This is a genomic window from Parafrankia sp. EUN1f, from assembly GCF_000177675.1.
Taxonomy (GTDB): Bacteria; Actinomycetota; Actinomycetes; order Frankiales; family Frankiaceae; genus Parafrankia.
Window position 1 is genome coordinate 13,730 of the sequence record NZ_ADGX01000002.1, and the last position, 26,476, is coordinate 40,205.

Consider the following 26,476-nt stretch of genomic DNA (forward strand, 5'->3'; position numbering starts at 1 on the left):
CTAGATATTTGGTGTTATGGTGGGCGCCGTCGATCGAGCAGAGGGCGAGGCGCTCATGCAAAAGCCGCTGGCCGAAGTCTTCACCTGGCCGCACGACACGCCGCAACTCATCGGCAGCCGGTGCGGCGACTGCGCGGCGACGACGTTTCCCGCGCAGTCCCGCTGCCCCCGCTGCGGGAGGTCCAGCATGACCGAGCTGCTCCTGCCGCGGCGCGGCCGGCTGGTGGCCTGGACGACGCAGGGTTTCGTTCCCAAGCTGCCGTACGCGGGATCCGACAAGGCGGATGGTTTCACTCCGTTCGGGGTCGGCCTCGTGCAGCTGGACGACGTCATCCGGGTCGAGTCGAGGCTGACGGAGAACGACCCGGCGAAACTGGATTTCGACATGGAGATGGAGCTGTCGATCGTTCCCTTCTATGTCGACGACGCCGGCGACGAGGTCATGACCTTCGCCTTCGCGCCCGTTTCCGACAGCACTGACAGCACCGACAGCACCGACGGCCGCTGAGGAGTCCACGATGAACGACGTCGCGATCATCGGAGCCGGTCTTCATCCCTTCGGCCGGTTCGGCGCCAAGTCGGCGTTCGCCATGGGCGCCGAGGCGATCGACCTCGCGCTCGCCGACGCGGGAGTGGGCTGGCAGGACGTCCAGTTCGCCTGCGGGGGCAGCTGGGAGGTGGCGCAGACCGATCCCCTGACCGGGCTGCTCGGCCTGACCGGTATCCCGTTCATCAACGTCTTCAACGCCTGCGCGACGGCGGCCAGCGCGATACAACAGGCGGCCAATGCCATCCGGACCGGTCAGTGCGAGATCGCCGTCGCCGTCGGGCTGGACAAGCATCCGCGTGGGGCCTTCGTCGAGGACCCGATGCTGGTGAACATGCCGTCGTGGTACGCGGAGAACGGCCAGTACGTCACGACGAAGTTCTTCGGCATGAAGATCAATCGCTATATGCACGACCACGGAATCACCTCCCGGACCCTGGCCCGGGTGGCGGCGAAGAACTTTCGCAACGGCGTGCTCAACCCCAACGCGTTCCGGCGCAAGCCGATCTCCGAGGATGAGATCCTGGCCTCGCCCGTGCTCAACCACCCGTTGACGCAGTACATGTTCTGCGCTCCGGACGAGGGTGCGGCGGCCGTGGTCCTGTGCCGGGCCGAAATCGCCCACCGCTACACCGACGCGCCGGTTTTCGTGCGGGCTTCGGTAATCCGTACCCGCCGTTACGGCGCGTACGAGGTGAACACCACGTGGGCGGCCGTCGAGGAGGACGCCGCGCCGACGGTGTACGCCTCGCGGGCGGCCTACGAGGCCGCCGGGATCGGCCCCGAGGACGTGGATGTCGTCCAGCTGCAGGACACCGACGCCGGCGCAGAGGTCATACATCTCGCCGAGAACGGTTTCTGTGTCGACGGTGAGCAGGAGAAGCTGCTCGCCGAGGGCGCCACCGAGATCGGCGGCCGGCTGCCGGTCAACACCGACGGCGGCCTGATCGCCAACGGCGAGCCGATCGGAGCCTCCGGGCTGCGGCAGGTGCACGAGCTGTTCCGCCAGCTTCGCGGGCAGGCCGGCGAGCGGCAGGTTCCCGGCAGCCCGCGGGTCGGCTACGCGCAGGTCTACGGAGCCCCCGGCACCGCCGCCGTCACCATCCTTTCCCTGTGACCGTGGGCGGGGCCGGCGGGAGCCGACGTCCCGCGGGCGCCGAGGGCCCGCCGGATTGCTTGCCGGCCGTGGCGACCGACGTGTAGTACGGAAAGGCGTTCTTAAGCTCGCTGTCTCTGTGGTGCCGCGGTCCGTGCGAGGAGGTAGGTATGTCCGACCCGGGTGGGGGCCGGCCTGCGGTGCTGGCAGACCAGGCCTCGTCCGATGATCCGGGTTCCGACGGCGGCCCGTCGTCGGCCTACTTCCGTCGTCTCGACGACGGCCGCTACCAGCCCGGCCGCTTCGCCAGCGGCATCTGGGCGAGCGGATCCGTGAGCGGGCGCATCCTCGGCGGTCTGATCGGGCACGTCCTGGTGCAGGAGCAGGCGGAGCCCGGGTACCAGCTCGCCCGGCTCACGGTCGACATGTTCCGCTCGATCCCGTACGCGCCGCTGCGGGTGACCACGTCGCTGGTCCGGGCCGGCGGGCGGATCAGGGTCGCCGACGTCGACGTCAGCCATGACGGTGTGACCGTCACCCGTGCGACGGCGGTGTTCCTGCGCCCGTCCAGCAACGCGCCGGGCGAGCTCTGGCACGCCGAGCGCGAGGTCTGGCCCGCCCCGGGGCTGGGCTCGCCCGTCCCGCAGCAGCCGGAGGGCTCACGTGCCGACGTGCGGCCGATGGTGCGCGGTGACGGGTCCGGCGGCGCGGTGGCTCCGACCGCCGGCGTCCAGCGGGGTGGGTCGTGGCTGCGTGAGCTGCGTGACGTGGTCGAGGGCACGGCGCTGACACCCCTGGTACGGGCGATGCTGGTAGCCGACATGACCAGCCCGTTGACCCACCGCGGCACCGGCGGCCTCCAGTACATCAACACGGACTTCACCCTGACGCTGGTCCGCGAGCCGGTCGGCGAGTTCTTCGGCGTGCTCGCCCAGGACCAGCACGCCGTCGACGGCGTCTCGTTCGGCCTCACGACGATCCACGACGCCGCCGGCCTGCTCGGCACCTGCACGACGACGGCGCTCGCCAACGCGGGCCGGGCGGATCCGGCGCACCTCCTGGATCGCCAGCGCCGCACCTGAGGGGCCAGCACCCGCCGCGTCTGTTCCATCGCTCGCCGTGCCGCATCTCGCCGGTTGCGCAGTGCCGCCGGTTCCGCGGAACCGCGGTGCGGCTGGTTCCGCGGTGCCGCCCGTTCCGGAGCGCGCCGGTTCCGCGGAACCGCGGCAGTCCGGCGCGCACCGCTGGACCCCGACACCGGGCGCACGATCGAATGGTCGGGCGGAGCACGCGCACGCGGGTGGACCCGGCGGAAGGAACGAAACGCGATGACCACACCTCCTCTCCCCAGCCCCGGCACGGCGGCGCCGGTGGAGTCCCTGCCGGCAGCCGGGTCGATGAAGCCGGCGACCACCATCGCCCGTGGGCGGGTCCACGCCGAGCAGGCGAACAAGCGGGTCCGAGCACTGCTCGGCGGCCACGTCGTCGTCGACACGATCCGTCCCGTGCTGGTCTGGGAGGGCCCGCACTATCCCGTGTACTACCTGCCAGCCGAGGACGTCCGCGCGACCCTGGAGCCGAACGGGAAGATCGCGCGTTCGCCGAGCCGGGGCGACGCGGTCCGCCACGACGTGGTCATCGGCGGCCGGACGGCCCCGGACGCCGCGGGCACCTACCCCGATTCCCCCATCCCGCAGCTGCGCGGCCTCGTCCGACTCGACTGGGACGCGATGGACGAATGGCTGGAGGAGGACGAGGTCGTCTACGGGCACGCGCGCAACCCCTATCACCGCATCGACATCCTCTCCAGCTCCCGGCAGGTGCGGGTGGAGATCGACGGCGTGACGGTCGCCGAGTCGACCCGCCCGGTCGTCCTGTTCGAGTCAGGTATCCGCCCGCGCTACTACGTGCCGCTGACCGACGTGCGGACGGAGCTGCTGGTGCCGTCGGAGTCGTCCACTCACTGCCCGTACAAGGGCACCGCGGGCTACTTCTCCGTCCAGGTCAACGACAAGGTCCACGAGGACGTCGTCTGGATCTACCGCACCCCGCTGCCCGAGAGCATCCGTATCGCCGGCCTGGTCTGCTTCTATGACGAGAAGGTCGACGTCTACGTCGACGGGAACCACACCTGATCTGTCAACGACTAGAACCGCGTTCTGTCGTGGTGGGTGACGGTCTCATCGACTGGTGGTCCCCGAGTGGCCAGGTCGGGATGGAATCGGCTTTCAGGTAGCGTGTAGTTGTGGCGAAAGAGGAGACGCTGCCGCAGCCGGTCAGCACCATGACGCCGGCCCAGCTCGAGCGACGGCGCCGGCTGACCGACACGGTCATCGAGATGATCGACCAGATGGGTCCCGAGCAGCTGCAGATGCGCGACGTGGCGGAGCGGTCCGGCGTGGCGCTCGGCACCGCGTACCGCTACTTCTCCTCCAAGGACCACCTGCTCGCGGCGGCCTGGGCGGACTGGCAGCGGCGGCTCACCGACCGGGTCCGCGCCGAGGTGAGCCGGGACGCCTCCCGCAACCGCTCCGCCCCGGGCGGTGCCTGCACCCGGGTGCAGGCGTTCCTCAGTCGGGAGACGCGGGCGTTCCAGCGGCACCCGAACTTCGCCCGCCTCGTCGCCTACGTCGAGGTGTCAAGCGACCCGTTCGCCAGCGAGGAGCTCGCCGGCCTGCGCTCGGACAACTTCGCGACCCTCGTGGCCCTCATGGACGGTGTTCCCGCCGATGTCGTCCGCCCGGCGATGACGGCCATCAACGCGACGCTCGGCTCCGGCCTCACCGCGTGGATCTGCGGCCGCCTCACTTTCGCCGACTTCTCCCGCCAGCTGGAGGAGGTCGTCCGCCTCATCCTGGGCCCCTACGACCAGGCCTGACGCCCTGGGCGCTCCCGCCGTGGGCGCGCAGCCTCGTGAACTTCCTGGTTGCTGAGCAACGGCGGTGACCTCTCAGGATGTACCGATGGCCCTGAATGCTTGTCAGGGACGCAACAGTCTCGAGCGCACGTGCGCGGCCGGCGGTGGCGACAGCGCACGTGTCCCGGTGAGCAGAGGAGCGCCAGGGCGTCCAGCCCGGCTACAGCAGGGCCGCGGCGAGCCTGCGCCACTCCTCACGGGGGAAGGCGGTCTGGTCCGCGGTGAGCACCTGGAGGGTGACATGGTCCGCGCCCGCGGCCCGGTGCTCCTCCACCCTGCGCCTGATCGCCGCCTCGTCACCCCAGGCGATCATCGCGTCGAACACCCGGCCGTCCGCGGATGCCACCTCGTCGGCCTCGAACCCCAGTCGGATCAGGCTGTTGGCGTAGTTAGGGAGGGAGAGGTAGCCGCGCAGCCACCCGCCCGCGATCGCGTGGGCCTCATCCTTGTCGGAACACAGGACGACGGCCTGCTCGGGCAGCACGAGCGGACCGTCGCCCACCGCCTCCCGCGCGATCCGGGTGTGCTCCGGCGTGACCAGGTAGGGATGGACACCGCGGGCCCGCCTGGACGCGAGCTCCAGCATGCGGGGGCCGAGTGCGGCGAGGACCCTCCGGTCCTGGGGGACGGGCTGTTCCGCGGCGTCGAGGCCGTCCAGGTAGGTCGTCATCGCGGTCAGCGGCCGCCGGTATCTGCCGGGCTCCGCGGAGTCCACGGCGATCGCGTGGCTTACCCCGATGCCGAGCAGCAGCCGGTCGTCGTATTTCGCCGCCAGCGCCGCATAGGAGGCGGCTGCCTGCTCCGGCGGGCAGTACCAGAGGTTGAGGACGCCGGTCGCCACGACGACGGAGCGAGTGGCGGCGAGCAGGTGCTCGGCGGCCTCGAACGTGTCGCCGCCCATGTCCGGGATCCACAGCGCGCTGAAGCCGAGCTCCTCGAGCTCGGCGGCGGCCTCGGCGGATTCGCCGGGGTCGCCGTAGCGCAGCTGCTGGCTCCACACGCCGACGCCAGAGAGGTCCATGCCCTGCCTTCCGGAGAGATCGTGGTCCCGCCGTGCGCCGTCACCCGGCGCTGTGTCGGCGGGACCGCCTGAGTAAGCGAATCAGCCGTCGGCGCGGGGTGCGCCGTTTCCGGCGGAGTGGATCGCCCGCTCCATTCCGGCGATCATGTCGGGATAGCGCCCGGTCCGCGCGCCCCCGTCGACGCTGTACAGGGAGCCGGAGACGAAGGACGCCTGCTCCGAGGCGAGGAAGTAGATGACGTTCGCGACCTCCTCCGGTTCCGCGAACCGCCCGAGCGGGGCGTTGTCGACGAACTCGTCGACCAGACCGGGTAGATGCCACAGCCCGGTGGTGAGCCCGGTACGGACCAGGCCCGGGGCGACCGCGTTCACCCGGATTCCGTGCCGGCCCAGCTCCAGCGCGGCGACCTCGGTCAGCGCCACGGCACCGGCCTTCGCCGCGCAGTAGGCCGCCACACCGCGGCCGGGCTGGACGGCGTTGAGGCTCGCGACCGTGACGATCGAACCTCCTCGCCCAGCATCCCGAAGCACGCGGCCGCCGTGCTTGAGGGTCAGGAAAGCCCCGTGGAGACTCAGATCGACAATCCGCCGCCACTCACCGAAATCGTGGTCGGCGACCTCGCCGAGGGTGCCGCCACCGGCATTGGCGACCACGACGTCGAGGCCGCCGAACCTGGCCGAGGCCAGTGCGACCAGTGCCGCCACATCGTCCTCGTCGGTCACGTCGCACCGGGCGGCCGCGAAGGCATCGGGGCCGAGCTCGGCACTCAGCGCCGCCAGGCCCGCCTCGTCGATGTCACCGCCGACGACTCTCCCGCCTTCGGCGACGAACCGCCTGGTGACGGCCCTTCCGATTCCGTTGGCGGCTCCGGTGACGACAGCGACCCACGCGGAGTGTGTGCCGCCCGTCACTGGTCCTCGCCTCGCTGTAAGGGACGGCTGTGCTGGTCCCCGCTGTGAACACCTCGCGCCATCTGGCGGTCCTCCTGGAAGCGTGGGGCGCCGCTGGTCTCCCGTTCGAGGCCGCGGCCCCGTCGGATTGGGAGCCGGATCGGGCGCCGCGAGCGGCCCGCTCCGGTGGACGCGGAGCGCTCATGAACGGTGAGACAGCTTCTATCTGACGTTGTAGAGCGACACAGTACGACAGATCTGTCTCACCGGAGAACTCGCGACTTTCGCGGTCGTCTCGCCCGATGCGGCCGCCACGCCTACGGGAGCGGGGGGCGAGCCCAGCTCTCACTCAGGTGCACCGCGACCGAACCACCGTCCACCAGGAGGTCCGTTCCCGTGATGAACGTCGACTGGGGGCCGAGCAGGAACGAGACCGCGTCGGCCACGTCGTCCGGTGTTCCGATCCGTCCCGCGGGGGCCGCGTCGGTGACGGAGCGCAGCGCGGCACCCCACGGTCCGTTCAGCTCGAGGCGCCCCATCGGCGTCGAGACCACACCCGGACTCACCGAGTTCACTCGTGCCCTGCTCCGCCCCCAGGACGGAGCCGCCGCGCGTACCCGCAGCATCGCGCCCAGCTTGGCCAGGCTGTAGGCGCCGGCCGGTTCCGTGACCACTTCGCCTGACAGGAACGGGAGCTGCAGCAGCTCGGAGGCGGGTGTGATGGCGAGTGCTCGCTCCTGGTCGGCGGGCAGCCGCGGCGCGAAGTGCCCGGCGGTGCTGGAGATGACCACGCCGGCCCCGCCGGGCGCGACGACGCGCGCGAACTCGTCGAGGAAGTGCGCGACACCGAGCAGATCCACCCGGATGATCGCGTCCGGCGCCGCCTGCGCCATCGAGAGGCCGGCCGTGTGGGCGACATGTGTGACGGGGCCCAGGTCGGCGGCGACGTCCGCCAGCGCGGCCACGGACTCTCCCTCGGCCACGTCCACGGGACGGGTGACGACCTCGTGCCCCTCATCCCGCAGCGCGCCGGCGACCGCCGCGAGCGTGTGGTCGTTGGCGTCGGCGAGTAACAGGGTTCGGGATCCACCGAACCGGCGGGCGATCGCCGCGCCCATGCCGCCCACGCCGAGGACGACCACCACGTCCCTGCCCATCGCAACCTCCGTCATCTCGACAGCCCGCGGCCAAGGCCGGTGGGACCGCGCTCTGCGTAGCCCCGGCAGCAGCATCCCCTGCGTGCGCCACACGACCGATGACGGTCAGAGATTGTCGACCTTGACATCGACATCGACGGTAGCAGTCGACCTGGAGCGGGCGCCGGCCTGGCCGTGGCAGCAGGGGCACGACGAGTACCACACGCCGGCGATGCGCACGGCGCTGGAGCGGGCCCGTGACCGGGGTCAACTGCGGCGCTCGTCGAGTTCGCCCATCCGCGGCCGGGGGAGAAGGACCTCGTCCGGCCCTGGCCGTGCCGTGGTTTCGTCGCGGGGGACAACGAGGCCGGTGGGCAGATCGTCGCCGCGGAAGAGGGTCTCGGTCACCCCGCCGGCCAGGGCGTCCACGGCCAGGATCACTGCCGCGGCCGTCCAGGAGCTGCGTTCCTCGGGCCAGTTGACGCCGGCCTCGAACTGCCAGCCGGTCCAGTAGCTGCCGTCGTCGTGACGCAGGTGCTGGATGTCGCGCACCAGCTGGACGGCGGCGTCGGTCTCCCCGCCAGCTGCAGGGCCATCACACACTCGAGATGGTCCCAGGCATCGGTGTGGTCGCCGGGGGACCAGGGAATCGCCCCGTCGGGTTCCTGCATCGCCGCGATGGCGTCGGCCGTCTCGGTGATCGCCGCGCGGGTGAGGAGCGTCGGCGTGCCGTCGGACGGCAGGGCGTCTATGTGGCTCATGGTGTCCGTGGGGTTCGCTGGTCGAGTCCGATTGCCGCCGGCTCCGGCGCCGCCGTCTGTTGCCGCCAGCCGGCCAGGACGTCCTCGACCGGCGTGCCCGTGGGCCGCGGGCCGATGGGTGCGGCGGTCGGGGTGCGGGTGAAGCGCGGCGCGGGGGCGGCCTGCTCCGCGCCGTCGACCGTCACGATCGTCTGTCGTTCGGCCATGTGTGGATGGGTCGACACCTCGCCGAACGCGAGAACCGGCGTCACGCAGGCGTCGGTGCCGGCGAACACCGCCGCCCACTCGTCGCGCGGGCGGGTGGCGAAGATCCCGGCGAGGCGAGCGCCCACCACAGGCCATCCGGCCCGGTCATACTGGCCCGGCAGCTCCTCGGCGGTGAGCCCGACGCCGGCGAGCAGCTGGGCGTAGAACTGCGGCTCGATCGCGCCGACCGCGATGTAGCGCCCATCCCCGCAGACATAGGTGCGATAGAACGGCGCGGCCCCGTCGAGGATGTTCGACGACCGCTCGTCCGACCAGACCCCCATGGCCCGATGCGCCCAGGCCATCTGCCCGAGCACCCAGCGACGGTTGCGGAGCATCAGATCGTTCATGCCGGTCGCCCCGGGGCGCTGGACGCGCACGACATCCGCGCCCAGATCCGCGAGCAGCATCGCGGCGTGCGGACCAGGCCCGATGCCGGCCAGCTCCACGACACGCAGGCGCGCGAGCGGACCGTCACGGCGAGATGTGGGCGGACCAGGCGCGGCATCCGCGGCCGCACTGCCGGGCGTGCTGTCGATCATGGCTTTCTCCGAACGTGCTCTCGACGAATGGAACCGGCCCACCGAGCACCGAGACGCGTTGAGTCCCGTGTCGGTTCAGGGAGCGCGGCTGCTTTCCGACGCGGAGCCGCGCGGCTCCTGCCCGAGTGCGTGCACCGAGGAAATGCCCGGCCGGAAGCGTTCGACGAACCAGGCGAAGTCCGACGATGTGCACTCGGCGGCACGCTAGAGCGGCCGCAAGCGCCGAGTCAAGAGTTCCGGACGAGACTCGTCCGGATCAAGTCGATGGTCGGGAGCCTGGAGTTCGGCCGCGATCAGCTGATCGCGGCGCGGGCGTGGACTCCTGCCAGGACCAGGTCCACGACCTCCTCGGCGTAGGCGCCCCGCCGGGCATGCCAGACGTCGGTCTTGTCCGACGGCATGAGAAGGAAGTTGTGGATGATGGTCCCGCGGACCGCGTCGACGATCATTTCGGGGCGGGTGCCGTGCGGAAGCTCGCCCCGCGCAATCGCGCGGTTCACCCCCTCTCGGACCAGCGCGCGGCTGCGCCCTCTGGCCGCGTCGATGTCCGGGAAGGTGACGTCTCCCGTGTAGAGCTTGGTGTCCAGGAGGAGCCGGATCTCCGCGATCCCCGCGGGCTGGTCCAGGCGGTCGAGCAGGGCCCGGGCCAGGGCGACGAGGTCGCCGCGGATGCTGCCGGTGTCCGGCAGCTCGACGAGGTCCGGCTGCGTCGCCGCGAAGGCGCTGGAGAGGATCTCCATCTTGGAGGACCAGCGGCGGTAGATCGCGGCCTTGCCGACGCCGGCCCGCGCCGCGATCGCGTCGAAGGTGAAGCCTGACCAGCCCACCTCGGCGTAGATCTGGATCGCCGCCCCGGCGACCTTCTCCTCGATCGTCGGATCCACTGGGCGCCCGATCCGGCGCCTGGGAGGGGTGGACATCGCCCCACCATCCCACAGGCCCACATGATCTGTTGATCATGTGGGTATCCCGCCCTGGTTCACGATCCGGCGGTGGTGGCCGTGGCTGTGCGCGGGTCCTGGGTCATCTTGACGCCGACTGGGCGGTCGAATACTTTGCGCCTGTTACAGAACAAGTTCGTCCGAAATCTCAACCGTTATGGGCGCGGCGAAGGGGGAGGCGTCATGGCGATCGCCATCAGCGACGAGCACCAGGAGATCGCGCGTACAATGCGGGCCTACCTGGAGAGCCGCGGGGCGCGTGCCGCGGGCCGGGAACTGCTGAACGCGCCACCCACAGCGGTGCCGGACTTCTGGAAGGGGCTCGCCGAGCTCGGCCTGCTCGGCCTGCACCTCCCGGAGGAGTTCGGCGGCGGCGGGGCGGGATTTCCGGAGCTCGTCGCGGTGGTCGAGGAGCTCGGCCGGGCCGTCGCCCCCGGGCCTGTGCTGCCGACGATGGCGGTCTCCGCGGTCATCGCGGCCGAGGGCAGCCCGGATCTACGAGCGCGGCTGCTGCCGGGCCTCGCCGGTGGCGAGACGGTGGCGGCCATCGGGCTCGGCGGGGCGGTGACCCGCGACGGCGACGTGCTTTCCGGCGATGGCGGTGCCGTGCTCGGCGGTGCCCTGGCCGAAATCCTGCTGGTTGCCGTCGGTAACGACCTGGTCGTGCTCCCGGCCTCCGCGCCGGGAGTCGTGGTCGAGGTGCCGGCGTCGAACCTCGACCGTTCTCGTCCGTCGGCCCGGGTGCGCCTCGACAACGTGCCGGTCGCCGCGGACGCCGTCCTCGCCGGGGCCCGGCCCTTCGCGGAGGCGGTCGTCCGCACGCTGGTCGCCGCCGAGGCGGTCGGCGGTGCCCACGAGTGCGTGACGGTCGCGACCGAGTACGCGAAGGTCCGCGAGCAGTTCGGCCGCACGATCGGCACCTTCCAGGCGGTCAAGCACCACCTGGCGAACATGCTGGTCGCGGCCGAGCTCGGTACCGCGGCCACCTGGGACGCGGCGCGGGCCGCCGCAGGGTCCCAGGACGAGTTCGCGCTGGCCGCGGCGGTCGCGTCGACATTGGCCGTGCCGGCCTTCGTCACCAACGCGGAGCGCAACATCCAGCTGCACGGCGGCATCGGCTTCACCTGGGAGCACGACGCCCACCTGCTGCAGCGGCGTGCCGTGGTCCTCAGGGCGCTGTTCTCGCCGATCGAGGCGGCGGCCGACGTCACCCGCCTGAGCGCGGCCGGTGTGACCCGCGCGACGGCCCTCGACCTGCCGCCCGAGGTCGAGGCCGAGCGACCGGCTGTCCGCCGCCTCGCGCAGGAGCTCGCCGCACTGCCCGCGGCCGAGCAGCGCGAGCGTCTCATCGAGACCGGCTACGTGCAGCCGCACTGGCCGAAGCCGTGGGGGATCGAGGCTCCCGCCGGCCTGCAGCTGGTGATTGAGGAGGAGTTCCGGGCCGCCGGCGTCGCTCGGGTGAACCTGTCGATCACCGGCTGGGTCATCCTCACCCTGGTCCAGCACGGCACCCCCGACCAGGTCGACCGGTGGGTCCGGCCCGCGCTGGCCGGGGACGAGATCTGGTGCCAGCTGTTCAGCGAGCCGGCTGCCGGCTCCGACGCCGCCGCCGTGCGGACCTCGGCGGTGCGGACCGACGGGGGCTGGGTGGTCAACGGCCAGAAGGTCTGGACATCCGACGCGCACCTGGCCCGCTGGGGCCTGGCCACGGTGCGCACCGAGCACGGGGCCGGCAAGCACCAGGGCATCACCACCCTGGTGATCGACATGTCCGCGCCCGGGGTGGAGATCCGCCCGCTGCGCCAGAGCACCGGCGACAGCATGTTCAACGAGGTCTTCTTCACCGATGTCTTCGTCCCGGACGCCGACGTCGTCGGGGTGCCGGGAGCGGGCTGGACGGTTGCCCGCGCGACTCTCGGCAACGAGCGGGTCAGCCTCGGTGGCAGCGTCGACATGATGGGATCGGTCGACTACCTCGACCTGTACCGGGCACACGGTCACCGGCTGCCCGGCGCAGAGTCCCGGATCGGCGCGCACCTGGCCGAGAACCTCGCGCTGCGCCAGCTGAACCTGCGCCGCGCCGAGCGGGCGGTCGCCGGTGGCGGCCCAGGACCGGAGGGCAACATCACCAAGCTGGTCGTCGCCGAACACGCGCAGCGAACCGCGACCCTGGCCGCCGACCTCGTCGGCGAACAGACCGCGTTCAGCGACGAGCTCGGCGGCGTCGGATGGCGCCAGCTGGTATCCCGCGCGGCGACGATCGCGGGCGGAACGTCGGAGATCGCCCGCAACCAGATCGCGGAACGCATTCTCGGCCTGCCGCGCGATCCGCTGGCGATCTGAACCGTTCCCGCTGACCGGCGCACGCCGCGGCCCCGCGTGCACCCTGACCTGAGCTGACCTGGACGGGTCAGTGGACGTCGCGGCCGAGAAGGGCGACGACGGTGAACAGTGCGCCGGCGCCGCCTCCCGAGCACAGCGCGACCTGGGCGTCGGCGACCTGCAGCGGTCCGCAGGTGCCGCGCAGCTGCTCGACGCCGCGGATGACGCGCTGAAGCATCTGCGGTGCGGCTCCGGCGTGGCTGAACGACAGCGTGCCGCCGTCGGTGGTGACGGGGTGGCTGCCACCGATCGCGATGTGGCCGTCCTCGGCGAACGGGCCGCCCTCTCCCGGGCCGCAGAACCCGAACGCCTCCAGCTGGCGGATGATCTCGAACGAGAACGGGTCGTAGAGCTCCAGGACGTCGACGTCATCGCGGCACAGCCCGGAGGCGTCCAGCGCGAGTTCGAACGCACGCCCGCCGACCTGGCCGTTCACCAGGTCGCCGGACCGGCCGGCATGATCCCAGGCCGGTGGGAAGCGGTAGCTGGGCCCGAAGTGATCCGCGCCGCCGCCGAGCACCTGCACCGGCGGGTGGCGCAGGTCGGCGGCCCGCCGCGCGGTCGTCAGCAGCAGCGCGCAGCCGCCCTCGGACGTCATCGAGCAGTCGAGCAGGTGGAAGGGGTCGGCGACCATCCGGGAGGCGAGCACGTCCGCGGCGGTGAACGGACCGCGGCCGGCGTACACGGCGGCCGGATTCGCATGCCCGTTGTTGCGGATCGTCGCCGCGACGGTGGCGAGCTGCTCGGGTGTCGTCCCATAGGTGATCATGTGGCGGCGGGCGACGAGCGCGAACTCGGCGGCGGTGAACAGCCCCCACGGGACGACGAACTCGTTCTCCGGCCGGGTCCACGGCGCGGTCGCGGCTCGCTCGGTGTAGATGCCCGCCTCGGCCGCGACCACCAGCACGGTGTCGGCCTGGCCGGCCTCGATCGCCGCGGCGGCCTCCAGCACCATCGAGATCCCGAACTGGCTGCCCTGCCAGCAGGGCCCGAGCCCGAGGTCGTACAGGAGCGCGGCCCCGTCGGCGCCGGCGGACAGACCGTCGACCGCGTCGAGTGGTACCCCCGCGTCAGCCAGGACGCCGGTCACGGCATCGAGCGTCAGAGTGCGGGAGGTCTCCTCCGGCAGCCGACGCGCCTGGATCGTGTTGTACACACCGGCGATCACCGCTGGTTCCCGGTGGCGGCTCATCTCACTTCCCTCTCCAGCCTCTCCAGACGGGTGTCGCCGGTCGTCATTCCGGTTCGTCGTAGTCGTGCAGGGGCGGCGGGCCGGCCATCGGCGGGCGTGGCTCGGTCGGCCGATCGGCGATCTCGTCCCGCAGCTGGGTGAGGTTCGCGAGTTCGGCGTACATCCGGCGCAGCACGTAATCACCGACCGCGTGGGAGTGACGCAGCCGCGTCACGCCGTCCAGATGGACCTCACGGGCGCGCCGCCGGCCCCACTGCAGCTCGTCGATCGCGGCTCGGGTCCGTTCCAGGTGCTGGTCGAGCAGTCGCACGATCCGGTCCGGCTCGCCCTCCGCACCCAGCCACACACGCAGCAGGACGGAATCCTTGACGACGACGGGCTCGTCGTCGGGCAGGTCGTCCAGCCAGCCGCGCAGCACCGCCCGGCCCGCCGGGGTGATCTCGTGGACGACGGTGTGCCGGGCTCTCGGCGCCGGCACCACCTCGGCGGTGACGAGAGCCAGCTCGCCGAGGCGGGCCAGCTCCTTGCGGATGTGGCTGACCGCCGGTGCCCAGTAGAAGAAGCGCAGGCTGAAGTCCGCTCGGGTCTTGAGCTCGACCGCGGACAACGGCACGTCCGCGACCGCCAACAGCCCGAGCACCGCGTAGCTGGTCGGCGGCAGTCCGGCCGCGTCCCGTCGGGCCACTGCTGCACTCCCCTTCCCACGGCGGCACATCGATGCCGCGCCAGGCTGTCATACGCCGGCCGGCCGGTGAGCGATGAGCCCGCGGTCCCGCAACGCCTGGATCTCGGCCGCGGACAGTCCGAGCAGACCGCCGTAGACCTCTTCGTCATGCTGTCCGAACATCGGCGCGGCGCGGCGCAGCAGCGGCCCAGGGTGGCTCGCAAGGCGGAACGCGACGCCGGGCATCGGGTGTTCGCCGACCACGGGGTGGTGCAGCGGCTCGAAGAAGCCTCGGGTGACATGCCGCGGACTCGTGCGCAGGTCGGCGGCGGGAACGACGGGGGCGGCGGGCACACCGGCGGCGGTGAGTTCGGCCGCGGCGTCATCGCGGTCGCGGGGCGCGGCCCAGGCCGCGATCGCCGCGTCGATCCGGTCGTGGGCGCGGCGCCGGCCGGCGGCGGTGGCCAGGTCGTTCTCGGCTGCCAGGTCGCTCCCGGCTGCCAGGTCGGGACGTCCGAGCAGCTCGCGCAGCCGCTCCCAGGCGGTGTCGTCGGTTACGGCGATCGCGATCCAGTGGTCGGGTCCGGCGCAACGGTAGACGCCCTGCGGCGCGCCGACCGGTCCGCGGTTTCCGTCCCGGACGAGCTCGGCGCCGTTCGCCGTGTACTCGATGGTGAGCTCGGCGGCCACGTTGAGTACCGCCTCGACCATGGTGGCCTCGACGAGCGCACCGGTGCCGGTCCGGTCCCGCTCGGCGAGCGCGACCAGGGTCGCGAACGCGGCGTGCAGCCCGGCGATGGGGTCGCAGGCGCCACGTGGGATCAGTGGTGGGCCGTCCGCGGTGCCGGTCAGCCAGGCCATCCCGCTGGCCTGCTCCATCGTCTGGGCGAAGCCGGTCCGGTCACGCCAGGGGCCGTCCAGGCCGAAGGCGGGCATCCGGGTCAGCACCGCGGCCGGGTTCGCGGCGCGGACGGTGTCCCAGCCCAGGCCCAGGTTCGGCAGGACGCGGGGCGAGAAGTTCTCGATGACGACGTCGCTGGCCGCGATCAGTCGGCGGGCGACGTCGAGGGCCTGAGGGTCGGTCAGCTCGAGGCTGATGCCGCGCTTGTTGGGGTTGGTGGCGAGGAACATCACGCCCCACTCCCACCAGTTCTCCTCCGACGGCGGTTTGCCGCCGGAGAAGCGCATCCCGTCCGGGCGGGACACTCCTTCGACCTTGATGACATCGGCGCCGAGGGAGCCGAGCAGCAGTGTCGCCGACGGCCCTGCCCAGAAGGCCGTCAGATCGAGCACCCGCAGATCCGCCAGCGGCAGCGGCCGTCCGCCCGCCGGCCCGGCATCGGCTGCTGGCCCGGCATCGCTCGCCGGGCCGGTACCACCCGCCGGGCCGGAAGCGCCCGCGGAAGCCGTGCGGGCCGGCCAGGCGACGGTTCCGGTGTGCTCGCCGAGGGTGGGCGCGGGCGCCGGCGGGCGGCCGCGGAACTGGCCGAAGCGATAGGGCGTCCGTGGCTGGAAGAAGCCCCCGCGCGGGTTCGGGATGAACACCTCGCGCGCGGTGAACTGGTCGATCCCGGTGACGGTGCGCGGTGAGCCGATCGGCGACGCCGGGATGCGCAGGGCGGCGGCGAGCTCGATGATCTCCTCGGTGGTGTGCCGGGTGGTCCAGGCGTGCACCGCGGCGAGGAACTCCTCCCGGCGGGCGTAGCGGTTGGGAAGCCGTGCCAGGTCCTCGTCGGCGATCAGGTCGGGCCGGTCGATGAGGAGCAGGAAGTCCTGGAACTGCTGCGCGGTGACCGTGCAGAAGCCGACGAGCCCGTCCTGCGTCGGTTCGATGGACGGCAGCTCCGGAACCCGGCTGGATGCCGCCGGGTTACCCGCCGCGGCGGGCGGTGTGCCCATGACCGTGGGGCCGACGACGCTGAGCCCGCCGAGGATGACGGTCATGCAGTCCAGCATGGAGACGTCGACGAGATCACCGATGCCGTCACGGCGGGCGCCGCGCAGCGCGGCGAGCGCGACGACTGCCGCGTAGGCGCCGGTCGCCCACTCGCCGATCCGCCCGCCTGCCGCCAGCGGCGGGCCCTGCGGTGAGCCACGGCCGGCTGTCGACCCGCTCAGCGCCTGGAGCAGGAACTCGGTCACCGGCTGCTCCTGGTCCTCGCCGGTCGCCGTCAGCCCGAACGGCGTGATCGCGACGACCACTGCCTGAGGATGGGCGTCATGCAGGCTCCGGGCCAGCTCGGCGATGCGCGCTGCGGTGGGTTCGCCCGCGGCGGCGCAGCGCAGGCCGTCGCCGATGACGATGACGTCCGCCCTCGCCGCCAGGTCCGCGACCGGCGCGCCGGCGATATCCGCGACGACCGAGCGCTTCGAGGTGTTCAGGTACCGGAACAACGCGCTGTCGCTGTCGGCACGTGCGCCGGATGCGGACCAGCCGCGCATCGGGTCGCCGGCACCATGTTCGATCTTGACGACGTCGGCGCCGGCGTCCGCGAACATCTTCCCGAGGTAGGGCCCGGCGATGCCGGTGGCCAGCTCCAGCACGCGGACTCCACCGAGTGGGTGGCCAGCCATGGATGCTCCGTCCTTCCAGTCGGAAACGTCGCCCTTCGGGACGTCCCGACCTGCCGACCACCCGAGGTCGGAAACCGTCACGGTCAGCTCCGCGGGCGGGCGGTCAGGCGCGCCCAGGCGTCGCGGTCACGCTGGTCGGCCAGCCGGCCGACGTGGGTGACCACATCGACGTCGCCGGCCTCGGCGCGCAGAGCGCCGGCGGTGCAGCGCTCTCGCGACCGGTGCCGGAACGGGTCGAACTGGTAGTGCCGCATCGCGTTCTCGTGAGTGATCTTGTTCACGGCGTCTTCCGGCAGGCCGCCGAGGTTCTCCAGCACGTCCTCCGGAGCGTGGGGCCAGTTCGAGTCGGAGTGCGGGAAGTCCGACTCCCAGCACAGGTTGTCGAGCTCGAACCAGTCGAGCAGGCGGGCACCGACGCGGTCGCTGATGAAACAGGTCAGGATGTGCTTGCGGAAGATGTCGATCGGGCCGTCCATACCGGCCGGGAAGCTTGGCCGGGCCCACGCGGAATGCCGGCGGCGGACGTGTTCGGACCGCCAGAGGAAGTACGGGATCCAGCCGACATCCCCTTCGGTGAGGGAGAAACGCAGGTCCGGGAAGTCCGCCCAGAACTCCGCCCAGACCAGTTCCAGCAGCGAGTAGGACGACATCAGTGACGAGGCTGCGATGTTCACGCTCGGCGGGGCGTCGGACGAGAACATGGGCGCCCTGGACGAGGAACCGACGTGCAGGCACAGCACGGTTCCCGTGTCGCTGGCGGCGCGGAACAGCGGATGCCAGTAGTCGGTGTGGATGCTCGGCATCGACAGCGCCTCGGGATTCTCCGAGAAGGTCACGGCGTGGCAGCCCTTGGCGGCGAGCCGGTGAATTTCCCTGGCCGCCTCGTTGACGTCGAACAGCGGCAGTATCCCGCACGGGATGAACCGGTCCGGGTAGGCGCCGCACCACTCGTCCACGTGCCAGTCGTTGTACGCCCTGATCATGACGAGGTTGACGTCGCGGTCGGGGCCCTGATTGAGGACCTGGCCGGAGAACCCGGTCCAGTTCGGGAAGTTCAGCCCGGCGAGCTGCCCGCCGGCGTTCATGTCGCGGACCCGCTCATGCACGTCGTAGCAGCCTGGACGCATCTCGTCGTAGCGGCTCGCGTCGATGTTGAACATCTCCGGAGGCTTGCCGGCCACCGCGTTCAGCCCGAGGTTGCGACCGCGCCGATCGCCGTAATACCACTGCTGCGCGCCGCTGTCCTCCTCGACGACCCGGGGTGCCAGTTCCCTGAACTTCGCCGGGACGTGCGCGTCGAACATGGTGGGGGGCTCGGCGATGTGGTCGTCCACGCTGATGAGAATCAGATCGTCGACCTGCATGACGGCTCCTGTTCGTGTGCTGTGGGCAGGTGGCGGCCCGGGCCGAGGGCCGGTGCGCCGGCTTCACGCTGCGTGGGCGGGCGCGAAGTAGGGGAGGGACGTCCCGGGTTCGATCTCGTGGAACACGACCCGCAGCCGCAGGTCGGCCCGGATCGCGGCGACATCCAGACCGACGAGGCAGGTCATCAGCTGGTAGCCCTCGTCCAGGGTGACGATCGCGGGAGCGTAGGGGGTCCGGAACGCCGGGCTGGCCGGGCGGTGCACGACGGTCCAGCTGTAGAGGGTGCCGCCGCCGGCTGAGCGTTCCCAGCGCAGCGCCCGCGACAGGCAGCTTCGGCAGGCCACCGCCGGCGGGAAGCCCGGACGTCCGCAGTCCGAACACCGCTGGAACAGCAGATCCCCCCGCGCGCAGCCGACCCAGAAAGGCTCGGTCAGCGGCGTGCGTGGGGCGAACGGTATGCCCGCGGCGGCCGCGCGAAGCTCCCGAGCCCCATCTGTTGCGAGACTAATAGTCTCGCTGTGAGCGTGCGTGGGGGCGGTCTTCTCTTCCCCCGTGCGTACCTGGCGCACCCGCGGGAGCGGGGCCGTGCCCGACTCCGCGGCGCCGGCTGAAGGCCCAATCATCTGCTGTGAAATCCCGCCTTGCGGACCCGCGGGGACCGCTGGTCGTCGGTGTCAGGCGGATGGCGAAGCGCGCCTCGGCGCATCCTGCGGATAGGTGACTCCGCCAGTAGACGACAAACTAATAGTCTCGTCAATGGTGTGGAAGATCGGCGTCCGTGGCGAAACGGACCTCGAGATCGTGCTTGATGACCTTGCCGGACGCATTGTGGGGTAGCGCGTCGACAACGCGTACCCGGCTGGGGACCTTGAAGGCGGCCAGCGTGGCCGCAACCCAGTCGCGCACATCCGCCGGGTCGAGGGTGGTCCCGTCGCGCGGGACCAGGACGGCCAGCACCTCCTGGCCGAGCTTTTCGTGGGGAACTCCGATCACCGCGGCCTCGGCGATGTCCGGATGCTCGATCAGCCGGTTCTCGATCTCGATCGGGTAGATGTTCTCGCCGCCACGGATGATCATGTCGCGCAGGCGGCTCTCCAGGTACACCACGCCATCCACGATCCGGCCGTAGTCCCCGCTGCGATACCAGCCGTCGGCGTCGAGGACCGCCGCCGTGGCACCCTCGTCGTTCCAGTAGCCGAGGAAGACGCTGGGGCCACGGAGCCAGATCTCGCCCACGGCTCCGTCTGCCGTGATCTCGGCGCCGTCGGCGTCTCGCAGCATCAGCTCCGAGGTCGGCGTGGGAACCCCGACCGCGCCGGGATGCGCGACGAGCCGGGGACCGCCGATCGCCGTGCCCATCCCGAAGGTCTCGGTCATCCCGTAGCCGCCGCCGACCCGCACGCCCGGCAGCCGTTCGGCGACGACCCGGGGCAGCTCCGGGGGCATCGGCGCGCCGCCGCATCCGATGCCCCGCAGGGTGACCAGCGTGGCGGGGTCGAGGTCGGGATGCTCCAGCAGGCGGAGAAACTGGGTGGGGACGCCGGTCCACTGGGTGACGCCGTACCGGCGGGTGAGTTCCAGGTGCGCGGCGGGATCCCAGCGGCCGGGCGGAGCGAGTACCAGTGTCATGCCGGACCGTGGCGCCGCGCCGAGCAGCGGGCCGAGCCCGGAGATGTGGAAGAGCGGGCTCGCGAGCACGCTGACGGCGGCCCCGGCGGGCGGCGGCGCCGCCCCGCTGACCACATCGACCGCGCCGCGCAGGCCCGCGTCCAGGCCGAAGTTGACGACCGCCCGGTGACTCATCACCGCGCCCTTGGCGCGGCCGGTGGTCCCGCTGGTGAACAGAACGGCGATCGCCTCGTCCTCGCCGATGTCGCCGGCGAACAGGCTCTCGTCCGCACCCCCGTCCCGGGCGGACGACGATCGGGATCCGACGACGCCGGCCGGGGCGTCGACAGCGGCCGAGGCGGCCAGCTCGTCGAAAGCCACCACCGGCAGGCCGGCGTCCGGCATCCCGGCGATCCGCTCGAGCCGGCGTTCGTCCCCGACCAGCAGCCTGGGGTCGGTCAGTACGAGGCCGTGGCGCAGCTCGGGACCGGTCCACCAGCCGTTCAGGCCGACGACGATCCCACCGAGCAGGACAACCGCCCAGATGGTCAGGGCATGTTCGACACTGTTCGCGCCGACCAGCGCCAGCCGGTCACCGCGCCGGACGCCGTGCCGGCCGTGCAACACGGCGGCGACGCGTTCCGCGACCGCCGCGGCCTCGGCGTGGGTGACCGTGCGGTCGCCCAGGATGAGGTATGGCCGGTCGGCGTGGTCGCGGCCCGCGGCCCGCAGCACCTCCACCACATTGCGCGGCCGGTTCGCGAAAACCGTCATCTCGACGCCGCGAACGTCCTCGCGGGCCAGTTCGAATGGCGCACCGGGCCCGACGAGCCTCGGGCGAACTGATTCTGGAACTCGGTGAAGGTCGGGCCACCGAAGCATTTCTGCCCTTCCGATCGACGCCGACGGGCCGGCCGGCGGCTGCGCTCGGGCCGGCCGGCGTCTGCTCTCATGAAATCGGCGGTGCGGCCCGGTATCTACCAGATGCCCGGGCGCCCCGAATGTCGTCAGTAGTGCTCAGCAGCCGTCAGTAGTCGTCGGTCGGCTCGAAGAGGCCGGCGAACTCGAGCTTGCCGTCGCGGACCCGGCCGAAATGCAGCCAGTCGCCCTTGAACAGCTGGTGGTCGAACGGGCCGCCGGCGATATGGGTGTTCGGGCCACCGGTGACGGCCGGCATGAAACGGATCCGTTCGATGCCCTCCTTGACGCCCTCGCCAGTCAGGACGGTGGCACGGTGCAGGGCCTCGACGGTGGTGGCAGCCATATCGTAGGCGAGGCCGGGAATGGCGTTCGGCCACATCCAGGGGTCCTCGCCGTAGCGGGCGACGAACCGCTCGTGGAACCGGTGCATGCGCGGGTTCTCCGGGCACCACTGGTCGATGCCGACCCAGCCTTCAAGCTGTTCGAAGCCCCAGATGTACTGCATGAACGCGGTGGTCATGATCCGCGGCGGATCCCAGTCGATCTTTTCCAGTGCTGCGCGTACCGTCCCGTTCACGACCAGGCCGCCGTAACCGAGCCAGGCCAGCGCATCGGCCTTGGAATCGCGCAGCAGGGCGAACTTCTCCGCGAGCTCGTCGGTGGTGGTCTTGTTCGTGATCGATTCGACGGCGGCGACCGAGATGCCGAGCCGGCGGCACTCCTGGTGGAAGAACCGGACGTACTCGGGGCTGATCGGCGACCAGGGCATGACGACCGCCACGCGTCGGTGACCCTCGCGCTTCAGCCAGTTGACCATCAACGCCGGGTCGCCTCCGACGTCACCGTTGCCGAGCCGGAAGCAGTACTCGCCGTGGAACGCGTCGGTTCCGCACATGCTGATGAGCGGGACCTTCCGGGCGTTCGCGTGCTCGGCCAGCGCCATCGCCGAATCGGTGTAGTTGGCGCCCACCACCGCCAGGCAGCCGGCGTCCACCAGCCGGTTGAACGCGTCGATGCCGCCCTTGGCGGTGCCCTGGGGCAGGCCAGCGTTGTCCTCGAAGAGGAACTCGTAGCGGCGGTCGAGCAGGCCGCGCTCGATGCCCTCGTCGAAGGCCAGTTGAATTTCTCGCTTGAAACGTTGCCATTCCATGCCCAGCCAGCCGATCCTGATCGGCTCGAGGCGTAGCCAGCGGTCCTCGATTGACGTCGTCATCGTCCGTACTCCGTCCTGTTCGGTTTGACGCTGGTTCCCGGTTTTCATCGGTCGTGTCCGGCGAGGTGGGTGGTTGCACTGACGCGGGTCATCGGTCGAATGCGGTGAGGGCGTCGTGGTCAGCCGCCGCGGTACCCAGCCGGGTCAGCAGCAGGCTGGTGACAGCCGGGTCGACCTTGAGGGTGATGGCCCACAGGTAGAGGCCGTGGATGATGCCGCGCCCGATCCCCTGCCAGACGGCATTGTCGGGCGGTGCCTCGACTCCCGCCGCCCGCAGCCGGTCGAGGTAGTGCGCGACGAGATCCCGTTCGGTTCGGCGGCGGTCGGAAACGGTCAGCGCGGACGCGATGTGGTAGCCGACGTCGAGGTACCACGGCCCGCGCTGGACCAGCTGCCAGTCGAGGAAGGACGGCCGGCCCGCGCCGTCGAGGAAGACGTTCCCGACATGGGCGTCGCCGTGGATCACGCACCAGGGCTCATCGTCCTGCCTGGTCAGCGCGGCAAGCGAACGGTAGGCGTGCACCAGCCGCTCGGCGTCGCGCACCTCCGCTGGCACGCCGGCGCCGATCGGCCCGTCGAAGTTGACCCGAATGTCGTCCACCCCGCGCAGCTGGAGATAGCTGGTCAGCCGCGGGGCGAGCCATCCGGTGGTGGCGAGGTCGGCGGCGCCCCAGGTCGAGGCATGCAGCGTGGCGAGCTGCGCGAGGCTTTCGGCGGCCTGGTCGGGGGTGTAGTCGCTGCGCGCGTCGAGGAACTGCGCGTGCTCGACGATCACGTCCTCGGTGATGACGACACCCTGCTGTTCCTGCGGGTCGACGTCGGCGTAGACGCTGCGCAGCGTGCGGACGCCGGATCTGGCCGCGACGTCCCGGTAGAAGGAGGCCTCCGGAATCCCCGCGTGCCGGAACGCGTGGCCCGCCTCGGTGAAGTAGCCCTTGCCACAAAGATTGGGGGAAAGCCCTGCCGGGACACCATCCGCGCACTCGATTCGGAACCGGGCGTTGGTGGCGATCCGGCTGATCACGGGTCCTGGCCTGACCGCGGTGACCGTGATGCCGGGGAACCGGGCGCCGAGTGCGCCGGTCAGCCAGTCCGGCGAAAGCATCTCGTCGAGCGTGCCAGGAACGGGAACGGTCATACGTAGCCTCTCTCATCGCTGTCGCCGCTGTCGCCGCCGTCCGGCCTCGGTGGGCTGGTGGTGGACGGCTGCTCCGCGGGTGCTGTGCGCAGCCGCGGAGCGATGTCCGTCATGAGACGCAGGAGCAGGTCGTCACCGCCGTCACGGACGGCCGGTAGCAGCACCAGGTGGCGGGCGCCGGCTCGGTCGGGGGTCAGCTGCTGGGCAGCGGGGCGCCGCAGGACAGCTTCAGGGCCTCGACGTATTTCTTGTCCTGCAGTTTGACGGTGCTGGCACACGGCGCCGAGATGGTGTGGTTGAGCGGCCACTGCGTCTCGGCGAGCGCGCCGTCCCGGTGGAAGGTGTAGTCACCACCGTTGATGGTGTTCAACAGGTTGTCGACGGTGAGGTCCTTGCCGGTCTTGGCCGCCGCGTCGAGGAAGAAGTCGGCAGACCAGTAACCGGCCATCGCGACCAGCCCTATCGCCTGGTCCGGGGCGTACTTGGCGAAGTCGGCCTTGAGCTGCTCCACCGCGGGCGAGTCGGCCTGTGTCGGTGACCACTGGAGCAGCGTGTACGTGCCCTGGAGTCCTGCGTACCCCTCGAGCCGGGGGTCGTAGCCGACGGCGCTCAGGACCGCGCCCTGGTAGCCGGCGGCGGCGAGTGCCTCGGCGATTTTCGCGGTCGGCCCGAAGTCCGTGGTCAGCACGACCAGGTCGGGCGGCGCGCCACCGTCGGCGCTCATGACGTCGCCGATGATCGGGGTGGCGTCGGCCAGCCCGGCCGCCGGAACCGGGCTCTTGTCGTAGACGATCTCCATCCCGGACTGCTTGAAGGACTTGGTGATGCTCGCGAGACCGAGACGTGCGTTGTCCTGGTCGGTCCCGACGGCCGCGACGCTGGCCCCGGTGGCCTTGTCACCGAGAATCGACCGCCCGACCATGCCCCACGCCGAGCTGGTGCTGTGCCCCGAGCTGGGAACGAGGCAGCCGGTGATACCGAAGCCGATCGCGGTGTCGCAGTACGCCTCCTGGGTGCCCCAGCCGAAGTACGGCACGCCCTCGTCACAGAAGGTGTCCCGATAGTTGGGCGAACGGACCATCGTCGGAACGGCCGCGAAGACATCCTCGTTGACGAGTGCCTTGGCCTGGGAGACGTTGCGGGCCGGGTCGCTGCCGTCGTCGAGGGTGCCCACATAGTTGATCTTTCGGCCGTTCACGCCGCCATCGGCGTTGGCCCGGTCGAACCGGACCTTCGCCCCGGCCTCGGCAGCCGCGAGCGCCACCCCGGCGGGGCTGGTCATGCTCAACAGGCCACCGACCCGGATCTCGGTGTCGGTCACGCCGCGGGCCTGCGGGCCGCCCGGGTCGGCGCATTTCAGGCTGGCCGGGTCCACGGAAATGCCTGTGTTGTCCCAGCCGGTGGCCGGTCCCGGGTCGAACATCTTCTGATCGATCGCCGTTGGGGCAGTGGAGTCGTCTCCGCTGCCACACGCGGCGATGCAGAGTAAGAGAACACTGGCAGTGACCAGTCCGGCCTTGGATCGTCTCATCGGTTCCTCCGTGGGTGTGCAGGTGCGGGAAGCCGGGTGTCAGGTGCCCCTGCCGAGGCGCGGAAAGGGACACAGGGCCGGAGAGCTACGGGAGCCCCGGGCCTTGGGGGGTGGCGGTCGGTCGGGGTGTCAGGGCTGGAAGCGATTCCGGAGGACGGATTTGGCGATCTTCCCCATGTCGGTGCGCGCGAGCGCTTCGACGATCTCGACCTGTTCCGGGATCTTGTAGCGGGCGAGGCCGGCGTGTTCGCAGTGACGGGCCAGATCGGTGAGGTCGACCGGCGTGGCCCCGGGAACAAGGGTGATCACCGCACAGCAGCGTTCGCCGGTGCGTGGGTCGGGCAGTCCGATGACGGCGACCTCGCCGACCGCCGGGTGGGTGGCGATGACCTCCTCGACCTCGCTCGCCGATATGTTCTCGGCGTTGCGGATCACGATGTCCTTGCGCCGGCCGGAGATCCGGACATGCCCGCCCGGGCCGACGATGCCGACATCGCCGGTGCGGAAGAAGCCGTCCGGGTCGAACAGGTCCGCCGGGCGTGACCGCCGCTCGCCGATCGGCCGGTCCCGGCCCGCATCCGGCTCGGCGGCGGCGAGGTAACCCGCGAACATCTGCGGACCGCGAACCAGCAGTTCGCCCTCGACGCCGGCCGGGCAGTCCCGGCCGTCCGGCCCGACGACGCGCACCTCGACGCCGGGCGTCGGGCGGCCCTCGGTGCGGGCCAGGTCGTCGTCGGTGTCGTCCAGGGCGCCGTGGGTGGCGAGCGGGAACTCGGTCATACCCCAGCTCGACACCAGGCCACGTCCACCGAGCCGGTCGGCGATCTCCCGGTGCAGGCCGGCGGGCTTGGCCGCGCCTCCGCTGACCGCCACCCGCAGCCGCGGGAACAGCGCTGCGTCACCGCCGTCCGCGCTGTCCGCGTCGCTGCGGTGCTGGTCGGCCTGAGCCGCGAGGTATGCCCGCAGGAACGGTGTCGCCGAACCCAGGATGGTCGCGCCGTGCGCGGCCATCGTCAGCGGGCTGGTCGCCGGGTCGAAGGTGTCCACCAGCAGCAGCCGTGTGCCGGACGCCAGGGCGGCGGCGAGCATGACGGTGCCGCCGATGTGCGCGATCGGGAAGGCGATCGGGTAGACGTCGTCCGGGCCGAGGCGCATCGCGGTGACCGAGCCGGCCGCGGCGGCCATCACCGAGGCGTCGGTGTGCAGCACGCCCTTCGGCGCTGCCGTGGTCCCGGACGTGTAGTAGATCCAGCGGACCGGCTGCCCCACAGCGGCCGAGAGCCGCGGGGAAGGGGGAGCGGCGGGAGCGGTCCGACACCCGTCGGCAGGCCGAGCCCACCGGCAGCGGCGGCGGCACGGTGGTCGACCGCGACGATGCGAGCGCTCTGCGCGGCACCGATCGCCGTGGCCATCGCCTGGTGGTCGAATCCGCGCCATGTCGGCGGGACGGCCAGCAGGGTGGTGCCGACCTGCTCGACGATGTACGAGACCTCGCGCTCGCGCAGCGTGGGGACGATCGGGTTCTGGCTGACCCCGAGCCGCGCGCAGGCCACGGCCAGCACCACCGCCTCCAGGGAGGTCGGTAGCTGCCAGCTCACCACCGAGTCGTTGCCGACCCCCAGGTCCAGCAGCCCGGCGGCGGTCGCCGCCGCCGCGTCGCGCATCCCGGCGGCGGTGAGGGTGCGGCCGAGGTCGTCGAGCAGCAGCGGTGCGTCCGGCGTCGTGTCGGCACGCCGCTGCACGAGCTGCCAGAGGGTGGTGGCGGCCAGACCGGGCGCGGTGGAATCCGG

The 26,476-nt window shown here is 71.3% G+C and carries 22 protein-coding genes and 1 pseudogene; 6 read left to right on the forward strand and 17 right to left on the reverse strand.

Translation table 11 applies throughout. The features are described from left to right. The first annotated feature begins 55 nt into the window (after window positions 1-55). The 5 genes from FREUN1FDRAFT_RS00640 to FREUN1FDRAFT_RS00660 all read left to right on the forward strand — a co-directional run bounded on the left by FREUN1FDRAFT_RS00640 (window position 56) and on the right by FREUN1FDRAFT_RS00660 (window position 4,521). Window positions 56-508 carry an OB-fold domain-containing protein gene (locus FREUN1FDRAFT_RS00640; protein WP_050795692.1) on the forward strand — a complete coding sequence of 151 codons (453 nt, stop codon included), beginning with the start codon at window positions 56-58 and terminating at the stop codon, window positions 506-508. A gap of 10 nt (window positions 509-518) precedes the next feature. Next, window positions 519-1,664: a thiolase family protein gene (locus FREUN1FDRAFT_RS00645; protein WP_006537975.1), complete on the forward strand. Its 1,146-nt coding sequence runs from the start codon at window positions 519-521 to the stop codon at window positions 1,662-1,664. Window positions 1,665-1,813: 149 nt separating this feature from the next. Next, window positions 1,814-2,725, forward strand: coding sequence for a thioesterase family protein (locus FREUN1FDRAFT_RS00650; RefSeq protein ID WP_006537976.1), 912 nt, complete (start codon window positions 1,814-1,816; stop codon window positions 2,723-2,725). A 246-nt stretch (window positions 2,726-2,971) separates the two neighbouring features. Then, complete coding sequence (locus FREUN1FDRAFT_RS00655; protein ID WP_006537977.1) at window positions 2,972-3,778, forward strand: DUF427 domain-containing protein; 807 nt, start codon at window positions 2,972-2,974, stop codon at window positions 3,776-3,778. A gap of 110 nt (window positions 3,779-3,888) precedes the next feature. Then, on the forward strand, window positions 3,889-4,521 hold the full coding sequence (locus tag FREUN1FDRAFT_RS00660; RefSeq protein WP_006537978.1) for a TetR family transcriptional regulator: 633 nt from the start codon (window positions 3,889-3,891) through the stop codon (window positions 4,519-4,521). A 199-nt stretch (window positions 4,522-4,720) separates the two neighbouring features. Here the strand turns inward: FREUN1FDRAFT_RS00660 and FREUN1FDRAFT_RS00665 are convergent, their stop codons facing one another. From FREUN1FDRAFT_RS00665 to FREUN1FDRAFT_RS00695, 6 genes are all read right to left on the reverse strand, one after another. Continuing rightward, window positions 4,721-5,581, reverse strand: a complete 861-nt coding sequence (locus tag FREUN1FDRAFT_RS00665; protein WP_006537979.1) for a TIGR03620 family F420-dependent LLM class oxidoreductase — start codon at window positions 5,579-5,581, stop codon at window positions 4,721-4,723. Window positions 5,582-5,662: 81 nt separating this feature from the next. Next, complete coding sequence (locus FREUN1FDRAFT_RS00670) at window positions 5,663-6,493, reverse strand: SDR family NAD(P)-dependent oxidoreductase (protein WP_006537980.1); 831 nt, start codon at window positions 6,491-6,493, stop codon at window positions 5,663-5,665. Between the two features lie 296 nt (window positions 6,494-6,789). After that, window positions 6,790-7,629 carry an SDR family oxidoreductase gene (locus FREUN1FDRAFT_RS00675; protein ID WP_006537981.1) on the reverse strand — a complete coding sequence of 280 codons (840 nt, stop codon included), beginning with the start codon at window positions 7,627-7,629 and terminating at the stop codon, window positions 6,790-6,792. Between the two features lie 246 nt (window positions 7,630-7,875). Beyond that, a complete protein-coding gene (locus tag FREUN1FDRAFT_RS40850; protein ID WP_006537982.1) occupies window positions 7,876-8,211 on the reverse strand; it encodes a hypothetical protein in 336 nt (111 codons plus the stop codon). A gap of 154 nt (window positions 8,212-8,365) precedes the next feature. Further along, window positions 8,366-9,157, reverse strand: a complete 792-nt coding sequence (locus FREUN1FDRAFT_RS00685) for a CoA transferase (protein ID WP_006537983.1) — start codon at window positions 9,155-9,157, stop codon at window positions 8,366-8,368. A 293-nt stretch (window positions 9,158-9,450) separates the two neighbouring features. Beyond that, window positions 9,451-10,077 (reverse strand): TetR/AcrR family transcriptional regulator, encoded by a 627-nt coding sequence (locus tag FREUN1FDRAFT_RS00695; RefSeq protein ID WP_006537984.1) that lies wholly within the window; start codon window positions 10,075-10,077, stop codon window positions 9,451-9,453. A gap of 204 nt (window positions 10,078-10,281) precedes the next feature. Between FREUN1FDRAFT_RS00695 and FREUN1FDRAFT_RS00700 the strand changes: the two genes are divergently transcribed. Then, a complete protein-coding gene (locus FREUN1FDRAFT_RS00700; RefSeq protein ID WP_006537985.1) occupies window positions 10,282-12,441 on the forward strand; it encodes an acyl-CoA dehydrogenase in 2,160 nt (719 codons plus the stop codon). Between the two features lie 67 nt (window positions 12,442-12,508). On the opposite strand, the gene FREUN1FDRAFT_RS00705 is transcribed toward FREUN1FDRAFT_RS00700, so the two are convergent. From FREUN1FDRAFT_RS00705 to FREUN1FDRAFT_RS00750, 11 genes and pseudogenes are all read right to left on the reverse strand, one after another. After that, window positions 12,509-13,672 (reverse strand): thiolase family protein, encoded by a 1,164-nt coding sequence (locus FREUN1FDRAFT_RS00705; protein ID WP_006537986.1) that lies wholly within the window; start codon window positions 13,670-13,672, stop codon window positions 12,509-12,511. Between the two features lie 43 nt (window positions 13,673-13,715). Beyond that, window positions 13,716-14,357: a hypothetical protein gene (locus FREUN1FDRAFT_RS00710; protein ID WP_006537987.1), complete on the reverse strand. Its 642-nt coding sequence runs from the start codon at window positions 14,355-14,357 to the stop codon at window positions 13,716-13,718. 48 nt (window positions 14,358-14,405) lie between these two features. Beyond that, complete coding sequence (locus FREUN1FDRAFT_RS00715; RefSeq protein ID WP_035948443.1) at window positions 14,406-16,910, reverse strand: CoA transferase; 2,505 nt, start codon at window positions 16,908-16,910, stop codon at window positions 14,406-14,408. Between the two features lie 83 nt (window positions 16,911-16,993). Further along, a complete protein-coding gene (locus FREUN1FDRAFT_RS00720; RefSeq protein ID WP_006537989.1) occupies window positions 16,994-18,274 on the reverse strand; it encodes an amidohydrolase family protein in 1,281 nt (426 codons plus the stop codon). Between the two features lie 63 nt (window positions 18,275-18,337). Continuing rightward, window positions 18,338-18,898 carry a Zn-ribbon domain-containing OB-fold protein gene (locus FREUN1FDRAFT_RS00725; RefSeq protein ID WP_006537990.1) on the reverse strand — a complete coding sequence of 187 codons (561 nt, stop codon included), beginning with the start codon at window positions 18,896-18,898 and terminating at the stop codon, window positions 18,338-18,340. Between the two features lie 130 nt (window positions 18,899-19,028). Next, complete coding sequence (locus FREUN1FDRAFT_RS00730) at window positions 19,029-20,657, reverse strand: class I adenylate-forming enzyme family protein (protein ID WP_006537991.1); 1,629 nt, start codon at window positions 20,655-20,657, stop codon at window positions 19,029-19,031. A gap of 253 nt (window positions 20,658-20,910) precedes the next feature. Next, window positions 20,911-22,017, reverse strand: coding sequence for an ABC transporter substrate-binding protein (locus FREUN1FDRAFT_RS00735; RefSeq protein ID WP_006537992.1), 1,107 nt, complete (start codon window positions 22,015-22,017; stop codon window positions 20,911-20,913). A gap of 88 nt (window positions 22,018-22,105) precedes the next feature. Continuing rightward, window positions 22,106-23,155 (reverse strand): aminoglycoside phosphotransferase family protein, encoded by a 1,050-nt coding sequence (locus FREUN1FDRAFT_RS00740; RefSeq protein ID WP_006537993.1) that lies wholly within the window; start codon window positions 23,153-23,155, stop codon window positions 22,106-22,108. Next, on the reverse strand, window positions 23,152-23,319 hold the full coding sequence (locus tag FREUN1FDRAFT_RS43310) for a hypothetical protein (RefSeq protein WP_157474178.1): 168 nt from the start codon (window positions 23,317-23,319) through the stop codon (window positions 23,152-23,154). Before FREUN1FDRAFT_RS43310 ends, FREUN1FDRAFT_RS00740 begins: the two co-directional genes overlap by 4 nt. Window positions 23,320-23,348: 29 nt before the next feature. Beyond that, window positions 23,349-24,686 (reverse strand): ABC transporter substrate-binding protein, encoded by a 1,338-nt coding sequence (locus FREUN1FDRAFT_RS00745; RefSeq protein WP_006537994.1) that lies wholly within the window; start codon window positions 24,684-24,686, stop codon window positions 23,349-23,351. A 129-nt stretch (window positions 24,687-24,815) separates the two neighbouring features. After that, window positions 24,816-26,392, reverse strand: a pseudogene (locus FREUN1FDRAFT_RS00750) (AMP-binding protein). Between the last annotated feature and the right edge of the window lie 84 nt (window positions 26,393-26,476).

Excerpts from the sequence above, each read along its gene's own strand:
- FREUN1FDRAFT_RS00640 (WP_050795692.1), top strand. The coding sequence starts at position 56 with ATGCAAAAGCCGCTGGCCGAAGTCTTCACCTGGCCGCACGACACGCCG.
- FREUN1FDRAFT_RS00645 (WP_006537975.1), top strand. The coding sequence starts at position 519 with ATGAACGACGTCGCGATCATCGGAGCCGGTCTTCATCCCTTCGGCCGG.
- FREUN1FDRAFT_RS00650 (WP_006537976.1), top strand. The coding sequence starts at position 1,814 with ATGTCCGACCCGGGTGGGGGCCGGCCTGCGGTGCTGGCAGACCAGGCC.
- FREUN1FDRAFT_RS00655 (WP_006537977.1), top strand. The coding sequence starts at position 2,972 with ATGACCACACCTCCTCTCCCCAGCCCCGGCACGGCGGCGCCGGTGGAG.
- FREUN1FDRAFT_RS00665 (WP_006537979.1), bottom strand. The coding sequence starts at position 5,581 with ATGGACCTCTCTGGCGTCGGCGTGTGGAGCCAGCAGCTGCGCTACGGC.
- FREUN1FDRAFT_RS00675 (WP_006537981.1), bottom strand. The coding sequence starts at position 7,629 with ATGGGCAGGGACGTGGTGGTCGTCCTCGGCGTGGGCGGCATGGGCGCG.
- FREUN1FDRAFT_RS00685 (WP_006537983.1), bottom strand. The coding sequence starts at position 9,157 with ATGATCGACAGCACGCCCGGCAGTGCGGCCGCGGATGCCGCGCCTGGT.
- FREUN1FDRAFT_RS00695 (WP_006537984.1), bottom strand. The coding sequence starts at position 10,077 with ATGTCCACCCCTCCCAGGCGCCGGATCGGGCGCCCAGTGGATCCGACG.
- FREUN1FDRAFT_RS00700 (WP_006537985.1), top strand. The coding sequence starts at position 10,282 with ATGGCGATCGCCATCAGCGACGAGCACCAGGAGATCGCGCGTACAATG.
- FREUN1FDRAFT_RS00705 (WP_006537986.1), bottom strand. The coding sequence starts at position 13,672 with ATGAGCCGCCACCGGGAACCAGCGGTGATCGCCGGTGTGTACAACACG.
- FREUN1FDRAFT_RS00715 (WP_035948443.1), bottom strand. The coding sequence starts at position 16,910 with ATGGCTGGCCACCCACTCGGTGGAGTCCGCGTGCTGGAGCTGGCCACC.
- FREUN1FDRAFT_RS00720 (WP_006537989.1), bottom strand. The coding sequence starts at position 18,274 with ATGCAGGTCGACGATCTGATTCTCATCAGCGTGGACGACCACATCGCC.
- FREUN1FDRAFT_RS00725 (WP_006537990.1), bottom strand. The coding sequence starts at position 18,898 with ATGATTGGGCCTTCAGCCGGCGCCGCGGAGTCGGGCACGGCCCCGCTC.
- FREUN1FDRAFT_RS00730 (WP_006537991.1), bottom strand. The coding sequence starts at position 20,657 with ATGACGGTTTTCGCGAACCGGCCGCGCAATGTGGTGGAGGTGCTGCGG.
- FREUN1FDRAFT_RS00735 (WP_006537992.1), bottom strand. The coding sequence starts at position 22,017 with ATGACGACGTCAATCGAGGACCGCTGGCTACGCCTCGAGCCGATCAGG.
- FREUN1FDRAFT_RS00740 (WP_006537993.1), bottom strand. The coding sequence starts at position 23,155 with ATGACCGTTCCCGTTCCTGGCACGCTCGACGAGATGCTTTCGCCGGAC.
- FREUN1FDRAFT_RS00745 (WP_006537994.1), bottom strand. The coding sequence starts at position 24,686 with ATGAGACGATCCAAGGCCGGACTGGTCACTGCCAGTGTTCTCTTACTC.